The organism is Pseudomonas sp. MRSN 12121, assembly GCF_000931465.1.
Classification (GTDB): Bacteria; Pseudomonadota; Gammaproteobacteria; order Pseudomonadales; family Pseudomonadaceae; genus Aquipseudomonas.
The window spans coordinates 5545214-5564969 of the sequence record NZ_CP010892.1; the positions used below are offsets into that span (position 1 = coordinate 5545214).

Sequence of the window (19756 nt, forward strand, 5' to 3'; positions counted from 1 at the left end):
AAACAACACTGAACCAAGCCCGTGCCTGATCGTCATCTACAGTGAACATGCGCGGGACTACCTTAAACATCACGGAGAACCACACTATGAGCACTGAGGGTGCTTCAAGTCCGAGCCGCTTGCTGCCAAGCCTGCTCGGTATCTTGCTGCTGCTAATGGGCCTGGCCATGCTGGCCGGGGGGATCAAGCTGAGCATGCTCGGCGGCTCGCTGTACTACCTGTTGGCCGGTCTCGGCCTGATCCTCAGCGGCGTGCTGCTGCTGGCAGGTCGTAGCGCGGCGCTGCTGGTGTATGGGGTGGTGCTGTTCCTGAGCTCCGTCTGGGCCCTGTGGGAAGTCGGCCTGGACTGGTGGCAACTGGTGCCGCGCCTGTCGCTGTTCTTCGTCCTCGGCATCGTCCTGCTGCTGCCCTGGTTCCGTCGTCCGCTGCTGCGCAACGGCCCGGCGCCGCTGGGCACCGCGGTACTGAGCGTGGCCGTGGTCCTGGCCGGTGGCGCCGCGCTCGGCAGCCAGTTCACCAACCCGGGCGAAATCTCGGGCGAACTGGGCCGTGAAACCGCCGACACCGCCAGCGCCGCGCCCGCCATGCCCGAAGGCGACTGGCAGGCCTATGGCCGTACCGAATTCGGCGATCGCTACTCGCCGCTGAAGCAGATCACCCCGGCCAACATCGGCAAGCTGCAGGAAGCCTGGCGCATCCGCACCGGCGACATGCCGACCGCCAAGGACCCGGTGGAAATCACCAACCAGAACACCCCGCTGAAGGTCAACGGCAAGCTCTATGCCTGCACCGCCCACAGCCAGGTGCTGGCGCTGGACCCGGACACCGGCAAGGAAATCTGGCGTTTCGACCCGAAAATCCAGGGTCCGAACGGCGATGACTTCCGCGGCTGGGCCCACATGACCTGCCGTGGCGTGTCGTACTACGCCGAAGCCAACTTCACCCAGAGCGACGCCAGCAGCACCCCGGCCAGCCTCTCGGCCGCCGGCCAGGCCATCGCCGCCAGCTGCCCGCGCCGCTTGTTCCTGCCGACCGCCGATGCCCGCCTGATCGCGATCAACGCCGACACCGGCAAGGTCTGCGAAGACTTCGGCAACAAAGGCGCGGTGGACCTGAAAGCCGGTATCGGCCCCTTCACGCCAGGCGGCTACTACTCGACGTCGCCGGCGGCCATCACCCGCAACCTGGTGATCATCGGCGGCCACGTGACCGACAACGAGTCGACCAACGAACCGTCCGGCGTGATCCGCGCGTTCGACGTGCACGACGGCCACCTGGTGTGGAACTGGGACGCCGGCAACCCCGACGAGACCGCTCCGCTCGCCGAAGGCAAGACCTACACCCGCAACTCGCCGAACATGTGGTCCCTGGCCAGCGTCGACGAGAAGCTGGGCCTGATCTACCTGCCGCTCGGCAACCAGATGCCTGACCAGTGGGGCGGCAACCGCACCGCGGGCGCCGAGAAATTCAGCGCCGGCACCGTCGCCCTGGAGATCGACACCGGCAAGCTGCGCTGGAACTACCAGTTCACCCACCATGACCTGTGGGACATGGACGTGGGCAGCCAGCCGACCCTGGTGGACCTGAAGACCGCCGACGGCGTGAAGCCGGCGCTGATCCAGCCCACCAAGCAAGGCAGCCTGTATGTGCTGGACCGTCGCGACGGCACCCCGATCGTGCCGATCCGCGAAGTACCGGCACCGACCGGCGCGGTCGAAGGCGACCACACCGCACCGACCCAGGCCCGTTCGGACCTGAACCTGCTGCCGCCGCCGCTGGAAGAAAAAGGCATGTGGGGCGCCACGCCGTTCGACCAGATGCTGTGCCGCATCCAGTTCAAGGAACTGCGCTACGAAGGCCAGTACACCCCTCCGTCGACCCAGGGCAGCCTGGTCTACCCGGGTAACGTCGGTGTGTTCAACTGGGGCAGCGTGTCGATCGACCCGGTCCGCCACCTGCTGTTCACCAGCCCGAACTACATGGCCTTCGTGTCCAAGCTGGTGCCGCGCGCCGAAGTCGCCGCCGGCAGCAAGCGCGAAAGCGAAACCTCCGGCGTGCAGCCGAACACCGGCGCACCTTATGCGGTGATCATGCACCCGTTCATGTCGCCGTTCGGCGTCCCTTGCCAGGCCCCGGCCTGGGGCTATGTGGCCGGTATCGACCTGACCACCAGCAAAGTGGTGTGGAAGCACAAGAACGGCACCAGCCGTGACAGCTCGCCCGTGCCGATCGGCCTGCCTATCGGCGTGCCGAGCATGGGTGGCTCGATGGTCACCGCCGGCGGCGTGGGCTTCCTCAGCGGCACCCTGGACCAGTACATCCGCGCCTATGACGTGAACAACGGCAAGGAACTGTGGAAATCCCGCCTGCCAGCGGGCGGCCAGGCCACGCCGATGAGCTACACCGGCAAGGATGGCAAACAGTACGTGCTGGTAGTCGTGGGCGGCCACGGCTCGCTGGGCACCAAGATGGGCGACTACATCATTGCCTACAAACTGTCGGAATAAGCGTTACCAGCGGTGAACGAAAGGCGGCTACCCACGGGTAGCCGCCTTTTTTGTTGCCTGTACCGACGCCATCGCGAGCAAGCTTCGCTCCTATAAAAGCAGCGCTCCCCCGTAGGAGCGAGGCTTGCCCGCGATAAGCCCGCCCAACCGCCACAAGCCCCGCAGGCGATAGAGCCTCTGTAGCCGCTGCCGAGCATCAGCGAGGCTGCGAACGTCTGCGCAGCAGACGCAAGATCGGGCATCCCCAATTAATCTGACACACCGCGTTGCCTGGTTTGGCGTCCGCTTCGCGGCCGATCGCAGCCTCGCTAGCGCTCGGCAGCGGCTACAGGACCAATGTCGATCCCGCAGCGGCATTGCTGCCGTACGCTGATCGACTGTAGGAGCGAAGCTTGCTCGCGATAGGGCCCTCCCAACCACCACAAGGCCCGCCAGGCAACAGAGATCCATGTAGCCGCTGCCAAGCGCTAGCGAGGCTGCGATCGTCTGCGCAGCAGACGCAAGATCGGCATCCCCAATTAATCTGACACACCGCGTTGCCTGGTTTGGCGTCCGCTGCGCGGCCGTTCGCAGCCTCGCTGACGCTCGGCAGCGGCTACAGGACCAATGTCGATCCGGGGGTGATAGCGAAAATTCCTACAGCACGCGTCGACTCCCATCACCTTGTCCCGCTGGGACCCGGACTCTATGGTTTGGCCTGTCACTGCCAATTCAGTGACAGGGCGTAGGAACCCTTTTGATGACCCTGGGCGTACTGGAGCCAGTTCAATGAAAAAGGTCGTTCCCGATCCACCCGCCACAACCGACGACACCCCACCCCGCCGCTACATGGCCCTCACCAGCAACGACTGCAGCATTCCCACGCTGCTGATCGACACCGAGGCGCCGCTGGATGTGCTGCACGAGGCCGCCGCGCACCGGATCCGCGCCGTGGCCCAGTTGCTGGAGAACATCGCCAGCGACGACAACCTGCTCGGCAACCCGGCGCTGTTGCAGGATTTCGCCCAACTCTGCGTCATCCCGCTGCGCGACGGTTGCGACTTGCTGGACGTGCTGGGTCGGCGCCTGCAGGCGCCCCTGCTGGCCTGAACCTCGACTCCGGACCGGCTGCGCTACACCGGTCCTGCCAGCACAACCGCCCGTCATTGCAAAGGGACATTAGCCCATTTGTGCTAATCGACCCTCTCCCAGCGCACCGATATAGTGCCAACCAACCACCCGTTTCTCCCAACGCTGCCATTGCGCGGCGTCGGGAGCGGCTGCGCCGTGGAAAACACAACAACGCCAAGGAAGAGTCATCATGAAGCTCCATTCCAGCCTCCGCCCCCTCACCCTGCTCAGTATCCTGGCCCTCGCCCTGGGCGGCTGCGCGATTGCCAAACCGAGCAACGACGACCTCAAGAACCGCGCCCAGACCACCCTCGGCAAGCCCGTGACCACAGTCTCCAACGTGCGTAGCGACGCGTCCCAGACCTACTTCACCGCCAGCACCAGCAACGGCGAATACAACTGCATCCTGCCCAGTGGCGGCATGGTCGCCTTCGCCTCCATGGGCGGAGTGGTAGCGCTCCCCGCCGAGTGCACCAAGCAGTAAGCCAGCCCCTGCCGAGCGAGGTTTACCGCGACAGGTGGCCTGCCGGGCACAGCAGCGCCCGCGGATGGCCGGCCCGCAACTCCCGGGCCGCCCCTCCCGCGTGGCTCAACTCGATACCCGCGACTTGATCACCCACGCCTCGAACGCCGCAGCGGCCAGCGGCCGGCTGATCAGGTAGCCCTGGGCCGTGTCGCAATGCCAGCGCTCCAGCAGGCGCAGGCTGCGCTCCTGCTCCACCCCTTCGGCCACCACCTTGAGCCCCAGGTTGTGGCTCATCTCGATGGTGGAACGCACGATCACCGCGTCGCCGCTGGTTTCGTCGAGATTGCGGATGAACGACTGGTCGATCTTCAACTCCTGCACCGGCAGGCGCTGCAATTGCGCCAGCGACGAATAACCGGTACCGAAGTCGTCCACCGACAGGCTGATGCCGCAGTCGCGCAGGCTCTGCAACATCTCCAGCGCCTGCTCCGGGTGACGCATGATGGCGCTTTCGGTGATCTCGAAGATCAGTTGCTCGGCAGACAGCTGGTAACGCTGCAGCAGCACACTCACCCGCGCTGCCAGGTCCACGCCATGCAGGTCGTCCACCGAGATGTTCAGCGACAGCTGCAGGTGCAGCCCGCGCATGTTCCATTCGGCCAGTTGCCGCATCCCCTCCTCGATCACCCACAGGGTCAGGCTGTTCATGCTGCCGGTACGCTCGGCCAGGGGGATGAATTCCGCCGGCGAGACCATGCCGAACTCCGGGTGCTGCCAGCGCAGCAAGGCTTCGGCCTGGTGCACATGCCCATGGCGCAAGTCCAGCTTGGGCTGGTACAGCAGGAACAACTCGCCTTCCGCCGCGGCGCGGCGCAGGTCGCGGATCAACCCCACCTGGCGCTGATGGGCCAGGTCGCGATCCTGCTGGTAGATCTGCAAGTAACCGGGCTGCGTCGCAGCATCGTGACGGGCGATGGCGGCGCGGCTGATCAGCTCTTCCGCCGACTGCCCGTCGGTGGGGTAGACCGCCACGCCGATGCACACCTGGCGCTGCACTTCATCGCCATGGAGGGTCTGGGGCCGGCTCAACAGCGCATGCAGCCGATCGGCCATGGCCACCGCGCCATCGATCTCGGTGTTTTCCAGCAGCAACAGGAACTCGTTGGCGGTGATGCGCGCGGCGGTGTCCCCGGCGGACACCGTCTCCGACAGCCGCCGGCTGACTTCGCGCATCATCTGCTCCACGCCCTCCGGGCCCAGGCCTTCGTTGATCGCCCGATAGTCCTCGATCCCCAGGTACAACAGCACCACGTTGCGTCCGGCACCGATGGCGTTGCTCAGGCGCTCCATCGCCAGCGCGCGGTTGGGCAGGCCGGTCAGCGGGTCGTGCAGGGCATTGTGGGCCAGTTGCTGCTCGCGACTGGCAATGCCGCTCTGCATGGCGTTGATCGCATCGGCCAGCAGGCCGAACTCGTCGGTGCGCTTGAGCACCACCGGCGTCTGGTAGTTGCCCGCCCCGATGCGCTGGGCCGCCTCGGCCAGCACCGTCAACGGCCGCGACACCCGCCGCGCCATGAACAAGGCTCCGGCCAGCGAGATCACCAGCGCCGCCACGGCGATCGCCAGGAACTCCCGGTCCAGCGGCGCGAAGGCTTGCAAGGCATGATCCAGCGGGCTTTGCAGCAACGCCAGGACCTGCGGATCGCCGGGATCGCCGGTATTGGCCAGTTGCAACGCCTGGTTGAGAAAACGCTTGCCGTGGGCATCGCTCAATTGCGGTCGCGAACGCCAGGCCACATTGCGCAAGGTGGTGATGACGGTGGCCCAGAAAATATCCGGCTGGGTGCTGAACAACTCCCCGGCGCGGCCCTCCTGGAGGGTGAGGAAAGACACCTCCAGGTTGCTCATCGAACGCAGCTCGTTGGCGAACAGGTCGTCCATGCGGAACGCCATGACCACCCGGTGCAAATGCTCCGGCGTCAGCACCTGGCCCTGGACCAGCAGGTAGGGCTGGCCCTTGAGCGCGACGATCAACATGCTCTTGTTCTGCCGCAAGGCCGTGCGCAGCGCCTGGTCGTAAGGAAAATACTCATGCTCGGCAATCGCCGGCAGGGTACTGGCGATCACCCGCCCCTCGCCTCCGAGCACGAACAGCTCGCTGCCGCGGGTCCCGGTGCCGTGCTGGCGCAGCGCTTCGAGAATCTCTTGGGCGTCGCCGTTGATCACCGCCTGGCGAAACTCCGAGTCCACCACCAGCCAGTCCACGCCATAACGCAACCGTCGGCCGCGCAGCTCGAGCAGACGCTCGAACACCCGGGTGCCCGTCTGCAGTTGTACTTGCGCCTGGTTTTCCACCGCATGGTTGGTCGCGGCCTTGACGGCGAAATACACCACCCCGATCACGATCAACAGCAATAGCGCCAGTACCCCGGTGATCCTTACCTGGAATGTATGGCGCCACTTCATGAGTCGGCTCTCGCCGCCTCGACCCCGCTCTCGTCGTCCCTACATCCCCACGGCGACACCCGCCGCGCCCCGCTGCAAAGTCCTTTGATCATTACGCGTCCCTCTGGGCAGCTGTAGATGCGTCAAATAAATGCCATTTCCCTAATGGCATTTAATCGGTCCAGATTAGACCGCCAAGACCAGAAGATCACGCAATAAAATCAGGGGGTTTTAATGTCATTTTTCTGTCGCCGCCAATTTACCAACGCCCCGACGCAAAAATGACAGCCTCCCCGTCGCGGCTCGGGAAATTGCACCGCGTGCCGCTGACAAGGACTGAAATAATTGATCCGGCTCGCGCACCATTGAAACCGCTCATCCACCGCCCCATCTAACTGGGCATACCCCATTGCGCAGGTGCCCCATGAGCGACCAGCAAGAACTTCCTGACACCATGAGTGAATACGCCGACCCGGAAAACGCCGAACTTCATCCGTCTTCCGCTACCGGCCTGGCCCTGCCCGGGCAGAACCTGCCGGACAAGGTCTACATCATCCCGATCCACAATCGGCCGTTCTTCCCGGCGCAAGTGCTGCCGGTCATCGTCAATGAAGAGCCCTGGGCCGAGACCCTGGAATTGGTGAGCAAGTCCGAACATCACTCGCTGGCGCTGTTCTTCATGGATACGCCGCCGGAAGACCCACGGCATTTCGACACCTCGTCCCTGCCGCTGTACGGCACCCTGGTCAAGGTCCACCACGCCAGCCGCGAGAACGGCAAGCTGCAGTTCGTGGCCCAGGGCCTGACCCGCGTGCGCATCCGCACCTGGCTCAAGCACCATCGCCCGCCGTACCTGGTGGAAGTCGAATACCCGCACCAGCCGAGCGAACCGACCGACGAGGTCAAGGCCTACGGCATGGCACTGATCAACGCGATCAAGGAACTGCTGCCGCTCAACCCGCTGTACAGCGAAGAGCTGAAAAACTACCTCAACCGCTTCAGCCCCAACGACCCGTCGCCGCTGACCGACTTCGCCGCCGCGCTGACCTCGGCCACCGGCAACGAGCTGCAGGAAGTGCTCGATTGCGTGCCGATGCTCAAGCGCATGGAAAAAGTCCTGCCGATGCTGCGCAAGGAAGTCGAGGTCGCGCGCCTGCAGAAAGAGATTTCCGCCGAGGTCAATCGCAAGATCGGCGAACACCAGCGCGAATTCTTCCTCAAGGAACAGCTCAAGGTCATCCAGCAGGAGCTGGGCCTGACCAAGGATGATCGCAGCGCCGACATCGAGCAGTTCGAGCAGCGCCTGACAGGCAAGGTGCTGCCGCCCCAGGCTCAGAAGCGTATCGAGGAGGAAATGAACAAGCTGTCGATCCTCGAGACCGGCTCGCCGGAGTACGCGGTCACCCGCAATTACCTGGAATGGGCCACCGCGGTGCCCTGGGGCGTGTACGGCGAGGACAAGCTCGACCTCAAGCACGCGCGCAAGGTGCTGGACCAGCACCACGCCGGGCTCGACGACATCAAGAGCCGGATTCTCGAATTCCTCGCGGTCGGCGCCTACAAGGGCGAGATCAGCGGTTCCATCGTCTTGCTGGTGGGCCCGCCCGGCGTGGGCAAGACCAGCGTCGGCAAGTCCATCGCCGAGTCCCTGGGGCGGCCGTTCTATCGCTTCAGCGTGGGCGGCATGCGTGACGAGGCCGAGATCAAGGGCCATCGCCGCACCTACATCGGCGCCCTGCCGGGCAAGCTGGTGCAGGCGCTGAAAGAGGTCGAGGTGATGAACCCGGTGATCATGCTCGACGAGATCGACAAGATGGGCCAGAGCTACCAGGGCGACCCGGCCTCGGCGCTGCTGGAAACCCTCGACCCGGAACAGAACGTGGAATTCCTCGACCACTACCTGGACCTGCGCCTGGACCTGTCGAAGGTACTGTTCGTCTGCACCGCCAACACCCTGGATTCGATCCCCGGCCCGCTGCTGGACCGGATGGAAGTGATTCGCCTGTCGGGCTATATCACCGAGGAAAAACTGGCCATCGCCAAGCGTCACCTGTGGCCCAAGCAGTTGGAAAAGGCCGGCGTGTCCAAGGCCAACCTGAGCATCAGCGACGCGGCGCTGCGCGGGGTCATCGACGGCTACGCCCGCGAGGCCGGTGTGCGCCAGCTGGAAAAGCAGCTGGGCAAACTGGTGCGCAAGGCCGTGGTGCGGCTGCTGGACGAGCCGGACGCGGTGATCAAGCTCGGCCCGAAGGACCTGGAAGCCTCCCTGGGCATGCCGGTGTTCCGCAACGAGCAGGTGCTCAGCGGCACCGGGGTGATCACAGGCCTGGCCTGGACCAGCATGGGCGGCGCCACGCTGCCGATCGAAGCCACGCGGATCCACACCCTCAACCGCGGTTTCAAGCTCACCGGGCAGTTGGGCGACGTGATGAAGGAGTCGGCGGAAATCGCCTACAGCTACGTCACCTCGCACCTCAAGCAGTTCGGTGGCGATACCAAGTTCTTCGACGAGGCGTTCGTCCACCTGCACGTACCCGAAGGCGCCACGCCGAAGGATGGCCCGAGCGCCGGAGTGACCATGGCCAGCGCCCTGCTGTCCCTGGCTCGTAGCCAGCCACCGAAAAAAGGCGTGGCCATGACCGGCGAGCTGACCCTGACCGGGCACGTCCTGCCCATCGGCGGGGTCCGCGAGAAAGTCATCGCGGCGCGCCGGCAGAAGCTCTTCGAGCTGATCCTGCCGGAAGCCAACCGCGGCCACTTCGAGGAACTGCCGGACTACCTCAAGGAAGGCATCACCGTGCATTTCGCCAAGCGTTTTGCCGATGTAGCCAAGGTGCTGTTCTAAACGCAAACCTGTAGGAGCGAGGCTTGCCCGCGATCTAAACGCCGCTGTGTGTCAGGCACACCGCGGCGAGGCCATCGCGGGCAAGCCTCGCTCCTACAGAATCTCTGCCCCGCCACACATTCCTCAATCTTCGGTTATGCTCGCCCTTTGTCACGACCGGAGCTTTCTGACCCATGTCACCGATTCGTCTGTTTCTGCCCCTCAGCCTTGCCCTGCTCACCGCCTGTGCCAGCCAACCCAAGCAAAACGTCACGGTCGAGAACCAGAGCGAATGCCCTGTGCAACTGAGCAATGGGCAGAACCTGATCCTGACCCTGCCGAGCAACCCGACCACCGGGTATCGCTGGGCGATCCAGGACTCGGCCGGCGGCGTGCTGCGCAAAATCAGCCCTGAGGTCTATAGCAACCCCGAGGACAGCGGCCTGGTGGGCAGCGGCGGCCAGTCCACCTGGCGGTTCCAGGCGTTCGCCGCCGGTACCGGGCGCCTGCTGCTGACTTACCAGCAGCCCTGGGCCCCGGAAGTTGCGCCGGTGAAAGCCTTCGACTGCGCCATTTCGGTCAAGTGACATGGGCTGGCTGATCCTGGCGCTGATGGGCGCGGCGACCTTCCTCTACGGCTTGAGCATCCACGCCACGCTGCTGTGCCTGCTGGTCAAGCCTCTGCCGGTGCTGGCCCTGCTCGGCTGGCTGCACGACGCACCGCCCAGCGAGTATCGCCGCTGGATCAGCCTGGGCCTGCTGTTCTCCCTGCTCGGCGACGTACTCCTGGCCTGGCCCGCCGACCTGTTCGTGTTCGGCCTCGGCGCGTTCCTGGTCGCGCACCTGGCCTACCTCAAGGCCTACACCAGCGATTGCCGACGCCTGGCGCTCGGCCCTCTGCTGCTGGCCCTGGGCGCCGGAGCGGTACTGCTGGGCATCCTGATCAGCCACAACCTGGGCCCGCTGCTGGTGCCGGTGATCGTCTACGGCCTGGCCATCAGCGCCATGCTCTGGCGGGCCCTCGCGCGCCTGGGCAGCAACGTGCCCAAACGCTCGGCGCAACTGGCCGCTGCCGGCGCCGTGGCCTTCGTGTTCTCCGACAGCGTGATCGGCATCAGCCGCTTCGTGATGGCCTTCGATGCCGCGCCCTACCTGATCATCCTCAGCTACTGGCTGGGACAGTGGGGCATCGCCGCCTCGGCCTTCAGCCAGAAGCCCACTACCCCCTAACCCTGTAGCCGCTGCCGAGCCCGGCGAGGCTGCGATCGAGGACGCAGTCCTCGCCAAACCTGCCCATGGGGTTTGTCTGAAGGACCGCCGCGGTAGCTGCGCTACCGATCGCAGCCTCGCCGGGCTCGGCAGCGGCTACAGGGGCCGGAGTATCCAGCCGCGCTTTATCAGACAGAACGCGCATCACTGCGCCAACTTGGCTAAAATGCCGCCCCTCTTTCTATCTCCACCGCCGGAACCGCCGTGAGCAAAGAACCCGATCGCCTTTTCGCCCAGCCCCTGGCCCAGGTGCCCGACTTCGCCTTCAACGAGGACGTGGTGCGGGTGTTCCCGGACATGATCAAGCGCTCGGTGCCGGGTTACCCGACCATTGTCGAGAACCTCGGCGTGCTCGCCGCCCAGTTCGCCCAGCCGAACAGCGTGCTCTACGACCTGGGCGCGTCCCTCGGCGCCGTGACCCAGGCCCTGCGCCGCCATGTGCGCACCGACGGTTGCCGGGTGATCGCCGTCGACAATTCCGCGGCGATGGTCGAGCGTTGCCGCGAATACCTCAACGGCCAGGACTCGATGTTCCAGGAGCTGTTGCCGGTACAAGTGATCGAAGGCGACATCCTGGCCCTGCAGTTCCAGCCGGCCTCGGTGGTGGCGCTGAACTTCACCCTGCAATTCATCGCCCCCGAGCAGCGCCTGGCCCTGCTCGGCACTATCCGCCAGGCACTGTTGCCCGGCGGCGCACTGATCCTTTCGGAGAAGCTGCGCTTCAACGACCCCGAGGAGCATGCGCTGCTTACCGACCTGCACGTTGCCTTCAAGCGTGCCAACGGCTACAGCGAACTGGAAATCGCCCAGAAGCGCAGCGCCATCGAAAACGTCATGAAGCCCGACAGCCTCGAAGAACACCGCGAACGCCTGCTGGCCGCCGGGTTCTCGAAAGTCGTGCCGTGGTTCCAATGTCTTAACTTTGCCTCGTTGATTGCCTTGCCATGATTGATCTGTCCCCCCTCGCCCGCCGCCTGGCCGGCACGCCGCTGGCCGACTGGGCCAACACCCTGCAAGCGCAACTTGACGCCAAGATGGAAAAGGGCCACGGCGACCTGGCACGCTGGCAAAGCGCCCTGGACGCGCTGCCAGACATCCAGCCGACCGAGGTCGACCTGCTTGATGGCCTGACCCTGGACACCGACTGTGACGACGCCACCCGCGCCCGGATGCGCAGCGCCCTGATGGGCCTGTCGCCCTGGCGCAAGGGCCCGTTCGACCTGTTCGGCGTGCATGTGGATACCGAATGGCGCTCGGACTGGAAATGGTCGCGGGTCGCCCCGCACCTGGACCTCACAGGCAAGCGCATCCTCGATGTCGGCTGCGGCAACGGCTATTACATGTGGCGCATGCTCGGCGCCGGCGCCCACAGCGTGATCGGCGTCGACCCGAACTGGCTGTTCTTCTGCCAGTTCCAGGCGGTGCAGCGTTACCTGTCGGAGCCTTCGGTGTGGCACCTGCCGTTTCCGTTCGAGGACCTGCCGCCCAACCTGGAAGGTTTCGACACGGTGTTTTCCATGGGCGTGTTCTACCACCGCCGTTCGCCGATCGAGCATCTGCTGGCGCTCAAGGACTGCCTGGTCAAAGGCGGCGAACTGGTACTGGAAACCCTGGTGGTCGAAGGCGACCAGCACCAGGTGCTGGTGCCGGAAGACCGTTACGCGCAGATGCGCAACGTATGGTTCCTGCCGTCGGTGCCAGCCCTGGAGTTGTGGCTGCGCCGTGCCGGTTTCAGCGATGTGCGATGCGTGGATGTCAGCGTGACCAGCGTCGAGGAACAGCGCGGCACCGAGTGGATGAAATACCAGTCGCTGAGCGACTTCCTCGACCCGAACGACCACAGCAAGACCATCGAGGGCCTGCCGGCGCCGATGCGCGCCGTGATCGTCGCCAGGAAATAAATCGCCTGAAGCTGTAGGAGAGGTGTTCAGTCGCGGCTGGCCCGACGGGCCTTGAAAAATTCGCTCAGCACCGCGCCGCACTCTTCGGCCAGGACCCCGCCCTCGAACAGCACCCGATGGTTGAGGAAGCCCTGGGTGAAGAACTGCCCCTGGCTCTGCACGATTCCCGCCTTGGGCTCCAGCGCGCCGTACACCACCCGGGCGATGCGCGAATGCACGATCAGCCCGGCGCACATGCTGCACGGCTCCAGGGTCACATAAAGGGTGCTGCCGGGCAGACGGTAATTGCTGACCGCCTGGGCCGCGGCCCGGATCGCGACCATTTCCGCATGGGCGCTGGGGTCGCTGCCGCTGATCGGGCAGTTATAGCCGCGACCGATGATTTCCCCGTCCTGCACCAGCACCGCCCCCACCGGCACCTCGCCCAACGCCGCGCCCTGGGCGGCCAGAACCAGGGCTTCACGCATGAAGTCCTGGTCGCGGCTGCGATCGATGATCCGGGCCGGGCGAATCTGCCGCATCAGGCCACCTCGATGGCGGCCATCAGGCCGGTTTCCATGTGGTCGATCACATGGCAATGGAACATCCACACCCCCGGGTTATCCGCCACCAGCGCCACCCGCGCCCGCTCGTTCTTGCCCAGCAGGTAGGTGTCGGTGAAGTAGGGGGTGATCTTCTTGCGGTTCGAGGCGATGACCTTGAAGCTCATGCCGTGCAAGTGGATCGGATGCTGGTACTGGGTCATGTTCTTCAGTTCGAAAATATAGCTCTGGCCTTTCTTGAGCGTCGCGATAGGACGGTCGGCGCAGGTCTTGTCGGTGATGTCCCAGGCCTTGCCGTTGATCTGCCACAGGCTGGGCGGCTTGCCATTGTCCACGTTCACCGAGACCGAGCCAACCCACTCGAAGTTGAAGTTGAGCTTCTCGGCATTCTCGATATCGGGCTCGGCGATCGGATTGGCCGGCAATGCCGGCGGCCATTCGGTCGGCGCATCGCTGTTGGCCACCGAACGGAAAGTGCCGAGGCGCACCGGGCCGTTGCGCAACGACAGCTCTTCGCCAGCGGGCGGCGCCTTGATCGCCAGGCAGATGCGCATGCCCGGCCCCAGCCAATACTCCTTGCCCAGCGGACGCGGCTCGATGGGGTTGCCGTCCAGGGCGTAGATCCGGGCGTCGACATCAGGAATGTTGATGCGGTAGGTCAGGGTGTTGTCCAGGTTGAGCAGGCGCACGCGGGTGATCTGCCCGGCCGGAATCTCCACCACAGCCTGGGGCACGCCGTTGATGGTCGACAGACGCCCCGCCGTACCGCCACGCGCCGCCTCGCGGGGAATGCTGAACGGCACGAAAGCGCCCTCTTCATCCACATGCCAGCTTTTCAGGCTCAAGGTGCGTTCGTAGGTGAAGCCAGTGGGTTCGCGCTCCTCGATGATCAGCGGGCCGACCAGGCCGCGCCCCAGCTCTTCGCTGCTGTTGACGTGCGGGTGATACCAGTAGCTGCCGGCGTCCGGCACGCGGAACTTGTAGTCGAAATACTCGCCCGGCATGACCGGCAACTGCGAAACGTAAGGCACGCCGTCCATTTCCAGCGGCAGGCGGATACCGTGCCAGTGAATGGTGGTGGCCACCGGCAGGTGGTTGATGAATCGTACCCGCAACCACTCGCCCTGGCGTACCCGCAGTTCGGTGCCCGGCGCGGAAGGACCGAAAGCCCAGGCCTCGGTCTTGTGGCCCGGCACCAGCTCCACATCCAGTGGCGCGGCGATCAGCTGATAATCATGGCCCGCCTCGGCGTCGGCCATCTTGCCCAGCCAGTAGCGCGACGCGCCACCGGCGCCCACGCCAACCACTGCAAGACCGGCCAGACCACCAAGTATCTGTCGACGGGTAAAGGACATGGACTCGACTACCTCACATAGTTACGGCGGGCCGGGGCCCGAAAAGGCGAATACGATACACCCGCAGTTGAGAAACAGTAAGGCCGGCGCGGCGAGAGGCCGCAGCCCAGGCTGGAGGTTCGGCACAATCGATGCCGTTCATGAGAAAGCCGTCGAGTGCCCAGGCCGCGGCCGGACCGCAGCACCCTGCTGCCGCCAGCCGCGGACGCGCCCGCGGCACAGCAGCCCCTTCAGCCGAGCAAGGCCATCAGTTCATGGCTCGGCGGCCCCACCCGCCGGGCCTCCTTGGCGACGTTCACCGACTGCGCGACCCGCGCCACTTCGATCACCGGATGTTGCAGTTCGTAGCCGCCCCGGGCGTCGAGCCAGCTGAGGACTTCCGCCAGGTGCCAGAGCGAGGCGCTGCCCTCGTGGATCGCCAGGGGGAAGCTGCCGGCATGGTTGAGCATCAGCTTGCGCATGTTCTGCCGGGACACGCCGACGATATCGGCGATTTCGCTCAGGCCGACGAAATCCGGGCTGGCCTCGACCAGCCGCGCATCCGGGATGATTCGCTTGATGTCGCCCAGGGCGCTGAGCAGGGCCGCTTCGCCGCTCTCGGCCTCGCGGCTGAACTCCAGCGCCAGGCGCCCCGCCAGCCCGGTGCCGACCAGGGCATCGGTGCAACCGCCGGCGCCAAGACGCTCGACCAGCGCGTCCGGATCGCAATCATCGGCCGGCAGCAGGTAGTTGAGGGTGAACAGGTACTCCATGATCGTTACTCCCGAGCAGGTTGCGGGTACTTCCCGCCGCGCAGCTGGTTCAGCGTGCAGTTGTCGACGACCCGGCACAAAGCGCGGGCATGCTGGGCAGGATTTTTTGGCGAGCACCACACACTGGTGATGCAGAACTCGCCGCAACGACACACCTCGCTGTTGTAGGGGCAATAGATCTTGCCCCAGGCATGACCGCCGCCGACTTCGACACGCCAGCCCTGCCATTCGGCGTAGCGCAGGGCCATTTCAATGTCTTTCTTGGGATGAGGTGTGCGAGCCATCCATGGCCTCCAGTCTCGTCAACAATGACAAGGTTGTCAACTGACAACCATCGATTACTTCAACACCTGCGTCGAAGCCGCCAGGGCCACCACAGGAGGTTGATAAATGTCTATCGATGAGGGTACACAAGAGCGCCGGGCGCCAATTGGCCCATCTCTTTCCTGGTGTTGCGGGAGGGCTGGAAACCGGGCTTTTCATAAACCCTGAAACACAAATGGCGATCGACACCCAAAGGTCTCGATCGCCATTGCTTACTGCGAATGGATCAGCAGCCGATCACTCGGCCAGGATCATTCCCACTCGATAGTGGCTGGCGGCTTGCTCGACACGTCGTAGGTGACGCGGGAGATGCCTTCGATTTCGTTGATGATCCGGCCGCTGACGGTTTCCAGCAACTCGTAAGGCAGGTGCGCCCAACGTGCGGTCATGAAGTCGATGGTTTCCACGGCACGCAGGGCCACGACCCAGGCGTAACGACGGCCGTCACCGACCACGCCCACCGATTTCACCGGCTGGAACACCACGAACGCCTGGCTGACCTTGTGGTACCAGTCGGCCTTGCGCAGCTCTTCGATGAAGATGTGGTCGGCGCGACGCAGCAGGTCGGCGTATTCCTTCTTCACTTCGCCGAGGATGCGCACGCCCAGGCCCGGACCCGGGAACGGGTGACGGTAGACCATGTCGTACGGCAGGCCCAGCTCCAGGCCCAGGCGACGGACTTCGTCCTTGAACAGCTCGCGCAGCGGCTCGACCAGCTTGAGGTTCATTTCTTCCGGCAGGCCGCCCACGTTGTGGTGCGACTTGATCACGTGGGCCTTGCCGCTCTTGGCGCCGGCCGACTCGATCACGTCCGGGTAGATGGTGCCCTGGGCCAGGAACTTGATGTTTTCCAGCTTGCAGGACTCGGCGTCGAACACGTCGATGAAAGTCCGGCCGATGATCTTGCGCTTCTTCTCCGGGTCGGCTTCGCCGGCCAGGTTGTTGAGGAACTGCTCTTCCGCGTTGGCGCGGATCACCTTGACGCCCATGTTCTCGGCGAACATGGCCATCACTTGCTCGCCCTCGTGCAGGCGCAGCAGGCCGTTGTCGACGAATACGCAGGTCAGCTGGTCGCCGATGGCCTTGTGCAGCAGGGCCGCGACCACCGAGGAGTCAACACCGCCGGACAGGCCGAGCAGCACGTTGTCGGTGCCGACCTGGGCACGGATCTGGGCGATGGCGTCGTCGGCGATATGCGACGGCGTCCACAGGGCTTCGCAGCCGCAGATGTCGAGGATGAAGCGCGACAGGATGCGACCGCCCTGCTTGGTGTGGGTCACTTCCGGGTGGAACTGCACGCCGTAGTAGCGCAGGTCGTCGTTGAACATGCCAGCGATCGGGCAGCTCGGGGTGCTGGCCAGGATGTGGAAGTCTTCCGGCATCTTGGTGACCTTGTCACCGTGGCTCATCCATACGTCGAGGCCGAACAGGCCGTCGGCGTCCACGTGGTCTTCGATGCCGTCCAGCAGGCGGCTCTTGCCGACCACGTCGACGCGGGCATAACCGAATTCACGCAGCTCTGAACCTTCGACCTTGCCGCCCATCTGCTCGGCCATGGTCTGCATGCCGTAGCAGATACCGAAGACCGGTACGCCCAGGTCGAACACCGCTTGCGGGCAGCGCGGGCTGTTGGCTTCGTGCACGGACTCGGGGCCGCCGGCGAGAATGACACCTTTGGGGGCGAATTCGCGAATCGCTTCGTCGTCCATGTCGAACGGATGCAGTTCGCAGTACACGCCGATTTCACGCACGCGACGAGCGATCAATTGGGTGTACTGGGAACCGAAATCGAGGATCAGGATACGGTGAGCGTGAATGTCGAGGGCCATGATTCAGTCTCGTCTAGGTAATTCGAAAACAGTCGTGATTCAGAAACGACTCGGGGCTGAATAAAACAGCCCCGGTCATTGAACGTTTTGCTTGAAGCATCAACCTACGCGGTAGTTCGGCGCTTCCTTGGTGATCTGCACGTCATGCACATGGGACTCGGCCATGCCGGCGCCCGTGATGCGTACGAACTCCGGCTTGGTGCGCATTTCTTCGATGTTGGCGCTACCGGTGTAGCCCATGGAAGAACGCAGGCCACCCATCAACTGGTGGATGATGGCGGTCAGGGTGCCCTTGTAGGGAACACGGCCTTCGATGCCTTCCGGAACCAGCTTCTCGGCACCCGCGGCGGAGTCCTGGAAGTAACGGTCGGAAGAACCCTGGGCCTGGGACATGGCGCCGAGCGAACCCATGCCGCGGTAAGCCTTGTAGGAACGGCCCTGGAACAGTTCGATCTCGCCTGGCGCCTCTTCGGTACCGGCGAACATCGAACCCATCATCACGGCCGAAGCGCCAGCGACGATAGCCTTGGACAGGTCACCGGAGAAACGGATGCCGCCATCGGCGATCAGTGGCACGCCGGTGCCTTCGAGGGCGGCGGCGACATTGGCGATCGCGCTGATCTGCGGGACGCCGACGCCGGCGACGATACGGGTGGTGCAGATCGAGCCAGGGCCGATACCGACCTTGACCGCGTCGGCGCCAGCCTCGGCCAGTGCCTTGGCAGCAGCGCCGGTGGCAATGTTGCCGCCGATCACCTGCACTTGCGGGTAGTGCTCCTTGACCCAGCGAACGCGGTCGATCACGCCCTTGGAGTGACCGTGGGCGGTGTCGACCACCACCACGTCCACACCGGCATTGACCAGGGCTGCAACACGGTCGCCGGTGTCTTTACCGGTACCGACGGCAGCGCCCACGCGCAGACGACCTTGATCGTCCTTGCTGGCCAGCGGGTAAGCCTTGGCTTTCTCGATGTCGTTGACAGTCATCATGCCCTTGAGGGCGAACTTGTCGTCGACGATCAGCACGCGCTCGATGCGGTGCTTGTGCAGCAGTTCGCGCACGTCGTTCTTGTCCGCGCCTTCCTTGACCGTGACCAGGCGCTCTTTAGGCGTCATCACTTCGCGGACGCTGGCGTCCAGGCGGCTTTCGAAACGCACGTCACGGGAAGTGACGATGCCGACCAGGTCGCCATCGTGCAGTACCGGAACGCCGGAAATGTTGTGCATGCGGGTCAGTTCGAACAGGTCACGGACCGTGGCGTCAGCCTCGATGGTGATCGGGTCCTTGACCACGCCGGCTTCGAACTTCTTGACCTTGCGGACTTCGGCAGCTTGCTGCTCGATGGTCATGTTCTTGTGGATGATGCCGATGCCACCTTCCTGAGCCATGGCGATTGCCAGACGGGCTTCGGTAACGGTGTCCATTGCGGCAGAAACCAGTGGAATATTCAGCTCGATGCCACGGGTAAGGCGGGTCTTGAGACTGACTTCGTTAGGAAGTACCTCGGAATAACCGGGCACTAGGAGAATGTCGTCGAAGGTCAGGGCTTCTTGGCTGATACGCAGCATCGCGGGGGCTCCCGGGCGGGAAAATGGAAGCGCGCCATTATACTCAGACACCTACCCGGGCTCAATGTAAAAGTCTGTGAATTATCAATGGAGTGATGGATGGGGATTCTGCCGCGCCGCGGCCTCCGTTTCACCGGCCCATTGCGCTCTGGCCCGGCGCTTCCCTCCCCCTCGTCGATGCGCTTCTAGAGTTCCACTTTCACCCAGCTCACCGGTTGGTCCAGCCAATCGGCGAACTCATCGAGAAAGCTCTGTTTGAAGCCGGCCTCGGCCCAGTTGTTGAAGATGAACCCCAGGTTGGAAAACCCGCACTCCTGCAGGAACAGAAAGCCATTGATATCGTCTTCGTGGCCGCATTCGGGGCAGATGAAGTTATCGGTGCGCCCGGGCATCCAGTCCTCCAGGCTCTCGAACAGCGCCTCCCCCACTTCCTGCCGGCATTCGGCACAGCCCGCTTCCTCGAGAAACCCCTTGGAAGGGGTATAGATGCAGCGCTTGGTGATAATCTCCAGGCCGTTGATCGCTTCGCCGAACGGCAAGGCGTCCGGATGCAGCACTACCTCCCGCGCACCGGGCGCAATGGCGTGGCCCATGCGGTTGCCGGTACGGCCACAGGTGCTCAGGGTTTCCTCGACGATATTCTTGCGCACCAGCCAACGCACGATTGCCCGGGCACGGGGTTCGTGAACCGGCATAGTGGAAATTTTCGGGACGATGATGCTTTGCGAGTTCATGGGTGGGGCCTGAAGCGTCTGAAGGAAAGTCTGCGTCGCCTGCCCGGACCGTATCGCCGGCAAACCGCCTACAGATTCAGTGTAGAAGCCGGCGCGCCGGGCAGGTCCGAGGGCCCGCAGCTTAATCCC

Annotated in this window: 16 protein-coding genes; 8 read left to right on the forward strand and 8 right to left on the reverse strand. The window is 64.3% G+C overall.

The window, feature by feature from the left end:
• Positions 1–86: 86 nt before the first annotated feature.
• The 3 genes from TO66_RS25135 to TO66_RS25145 all read left to right on the forward strand — a co-directional run bounded on the left by TO66_RS25135 (position 87) and on the right by TO66_RS25145 (position 4101).
• Positions 87–2507, forward strand: coding sequence for a glucose/quinate/shikimate family membrane-bound PQQ-dependent dehydrogenase (locus tag TO66_RS25135; RefSeq protein WP_044464812.1), 2421 nt, complete (start codon positions 87–89; stop codon positions 2505–2507).
• A gap of 768 nt (positions 2508–3275) precedes the next feature.
• Complete coding sequence (locus tag TO66_RS25140; RefSeq protein WP_044464813.1) at positions 3276–3596, forward strand: hypothetical protein; 321 nt, start codon at positions 3276–3278, stop codon at positions 3594–3596.
• A 211-nt stretch (positions 3597–3807) separates the two neighbouring features.
• The gene (locus TO66_RS25145) at positions 3808–4101 is read left to right on the forward strand and encodes a hypothetical protein (RefSeq protein WP_044464814.1); all 294 of its coding nucleotides are present in this window, start codon (positions 3808–3810) and stop codon (positions 4099–4101) included.
• Between the two features lie 105 nt (positions 4102–4206).
• Here the strand turns inward: TO66_RS25145 and TO66_RS25150 are convergent, their stop codons facing one another.
• Complete coding sequence (locus TO66_RS25150; RefSeq protein WP_044464815.1) at positions 4207–6549, reverse strand: bifunctional diguanylate cyclase/phosphodiesterase; 2343 nt, start codon at positions 6547–6549, stop codon at positions 4207–4209.
• A 403-nt stretch (positions 6550–6952) separates the two neighbouring features.
• On the opposite strand from TO66_RS25150, the gene lon reads away from it, so the two are divergent.
• The 5 genes from lon (at position 6953) to cmoB (ending at position 12522) form a co-directional block, all read left to right on the forward strand.
• The gene (gene lon, locus TO66_RS25155; protein WP_044464816.1) at positions 6953–9373 is read left to right on the forward strand and encodes an endopeptidase La; all 2421 of its coding nucleotides are present in this window, start codon (positions 6953–6955) and stop codon (positions 9371–9373) included.
• Positions 9374–9546: 173 nt separating this feature from the next.
• Entirely contained in the window at positions 9547–9939 is a 393-nt protein-coding gene (locus tag TO66_RS25160; protein ID WP_044464817.1) for a protease inhibitor I42 family protein, read from the forward strand.
• Between the two features lies 1 nt (position 9940).
• A complete protein-coding gene (locus TO66_RS25165) occupies positions 9941–10582 on the forward strand; it encodes a lysoplasmalogenase (protein WP_044464818.1) in 642 nt (213 codons plus the stop codon).
• A gap of 243 nt (positions 10583–10825) precedes the next feature.
• Positions 10826–11569 (forward strand): carboxy-S-adenosyl-L-methionine synthase CmoA, encoded by a 744-nt coding sequence (cmoA, locus tag TO66_RS25175; protein ID WP_044464820.1) that lies wholly within the window; start codon positions 10826–10828, stop codon positions 11567–11569.
• Positions 11566–12522, forward strand: coding sequence for a tRNA 5-methoxyuridine(34)/uridine 5-oxyacetic acid(34) synthase CmoB (gene cmoB, locus TO66_RS25180; RefSeq protein WP_044464821.1), 957 nt, complete (start codon positions 11566–11568; stop codon positions 12520–12522). Before cmoA ends, cmoB begins: the two co-directional genes overlap by 4 nt.
• 26 nt (positions 12523–12548) lie before the next feature.
• Here the strand turns inward: cmoB and tadA are convergent, their stop codons facing one another.
• From tadA to TO66_RS25215, 7 genes are all read right to left on the reverse strand, one after another.
• Complete coding sequence (tadA, locus tag TO66_RS25185; protein WP_044464822.1) at positions 12549–13043, reverse strand: tRNA adenosine(34) deaminase TadA; 495 nt, start codon at positions 13041–13043, stop codon at positions 12549–12551.
• The gene (locus TO66_RS25190; protein ID WP_044464823.1) at positions 13043–14419 is read right to left on the reverse strand and encodes a multicopper oxidase family protein; all 1377 of its coding nucleotides are present in this window, start codon (positions 14417–14419) and stop codon (positions 13043–13045) included. Before TO66_RS25190 ends, tadA begins: the two co-directional genes overlap by 1 nt.
• Before the next feature lie 230 nt (positions 14420–14649).
• On the reverse strand, positions 14650–15171 hold the full coding sequence (locus TO66_RS25195; protein WP_044464824.1) for an AlpA family transcriptional regulator: 522 nt from the start codon (positions 15169–15171) through the stop codon (positions 14650–14652).
• A 5-nt stretch (positions 15172–15176) separates the two neighbouring features.
• On the reverse strand, positions 15177–15455 hold the full coding sequence (locus TO66_RS25200; RefSeq protein WP_044464825.1) for a hypothetical protein: 279 nt from the start codon (positions 15453–15455) through the stop codon (positions 15177–15179).
• Between the two features lie 291 nt (positions 15456–15746).
• Complete coding sequence (guaA, locus tag TO66_RS25205) at positions 15747–17324, reverse strand: glutamine-hydrolyzing GMP synthase (RefSeq protein ID WP_044464826.1); 1578 nt, start codon at positions 17322–17324, stop codon at positions 15747–15749.
• Between the two features lie 99 nt (positions 17325–17423).
• The gene (gene guaB / locus TO66_RS25210) at positions 17424–18893 is read right to left on the reverse strand and encodes an IMP dehydrogenase (RefSeq protein ID WP_044464827.1); all 1470 of its coding nucleotides are present in this window, start codon (positions 18891–18893) and stop codon (positions 17424–17426) included.
• Between the two features lie 185 nt (positions 18894–19078).
• Positions 19079–19627, reverse strand: coding sequence for a hypothetical protein (locus tag TO66_RS25215; RefSeq protein WP_044464828.1), 549 nt, complete (start codon positions 19625–19627; stop codon positions 19079–19081).
• Between the last annotated feature and the right edge of the window lie 129 nt (positions 19628–19756).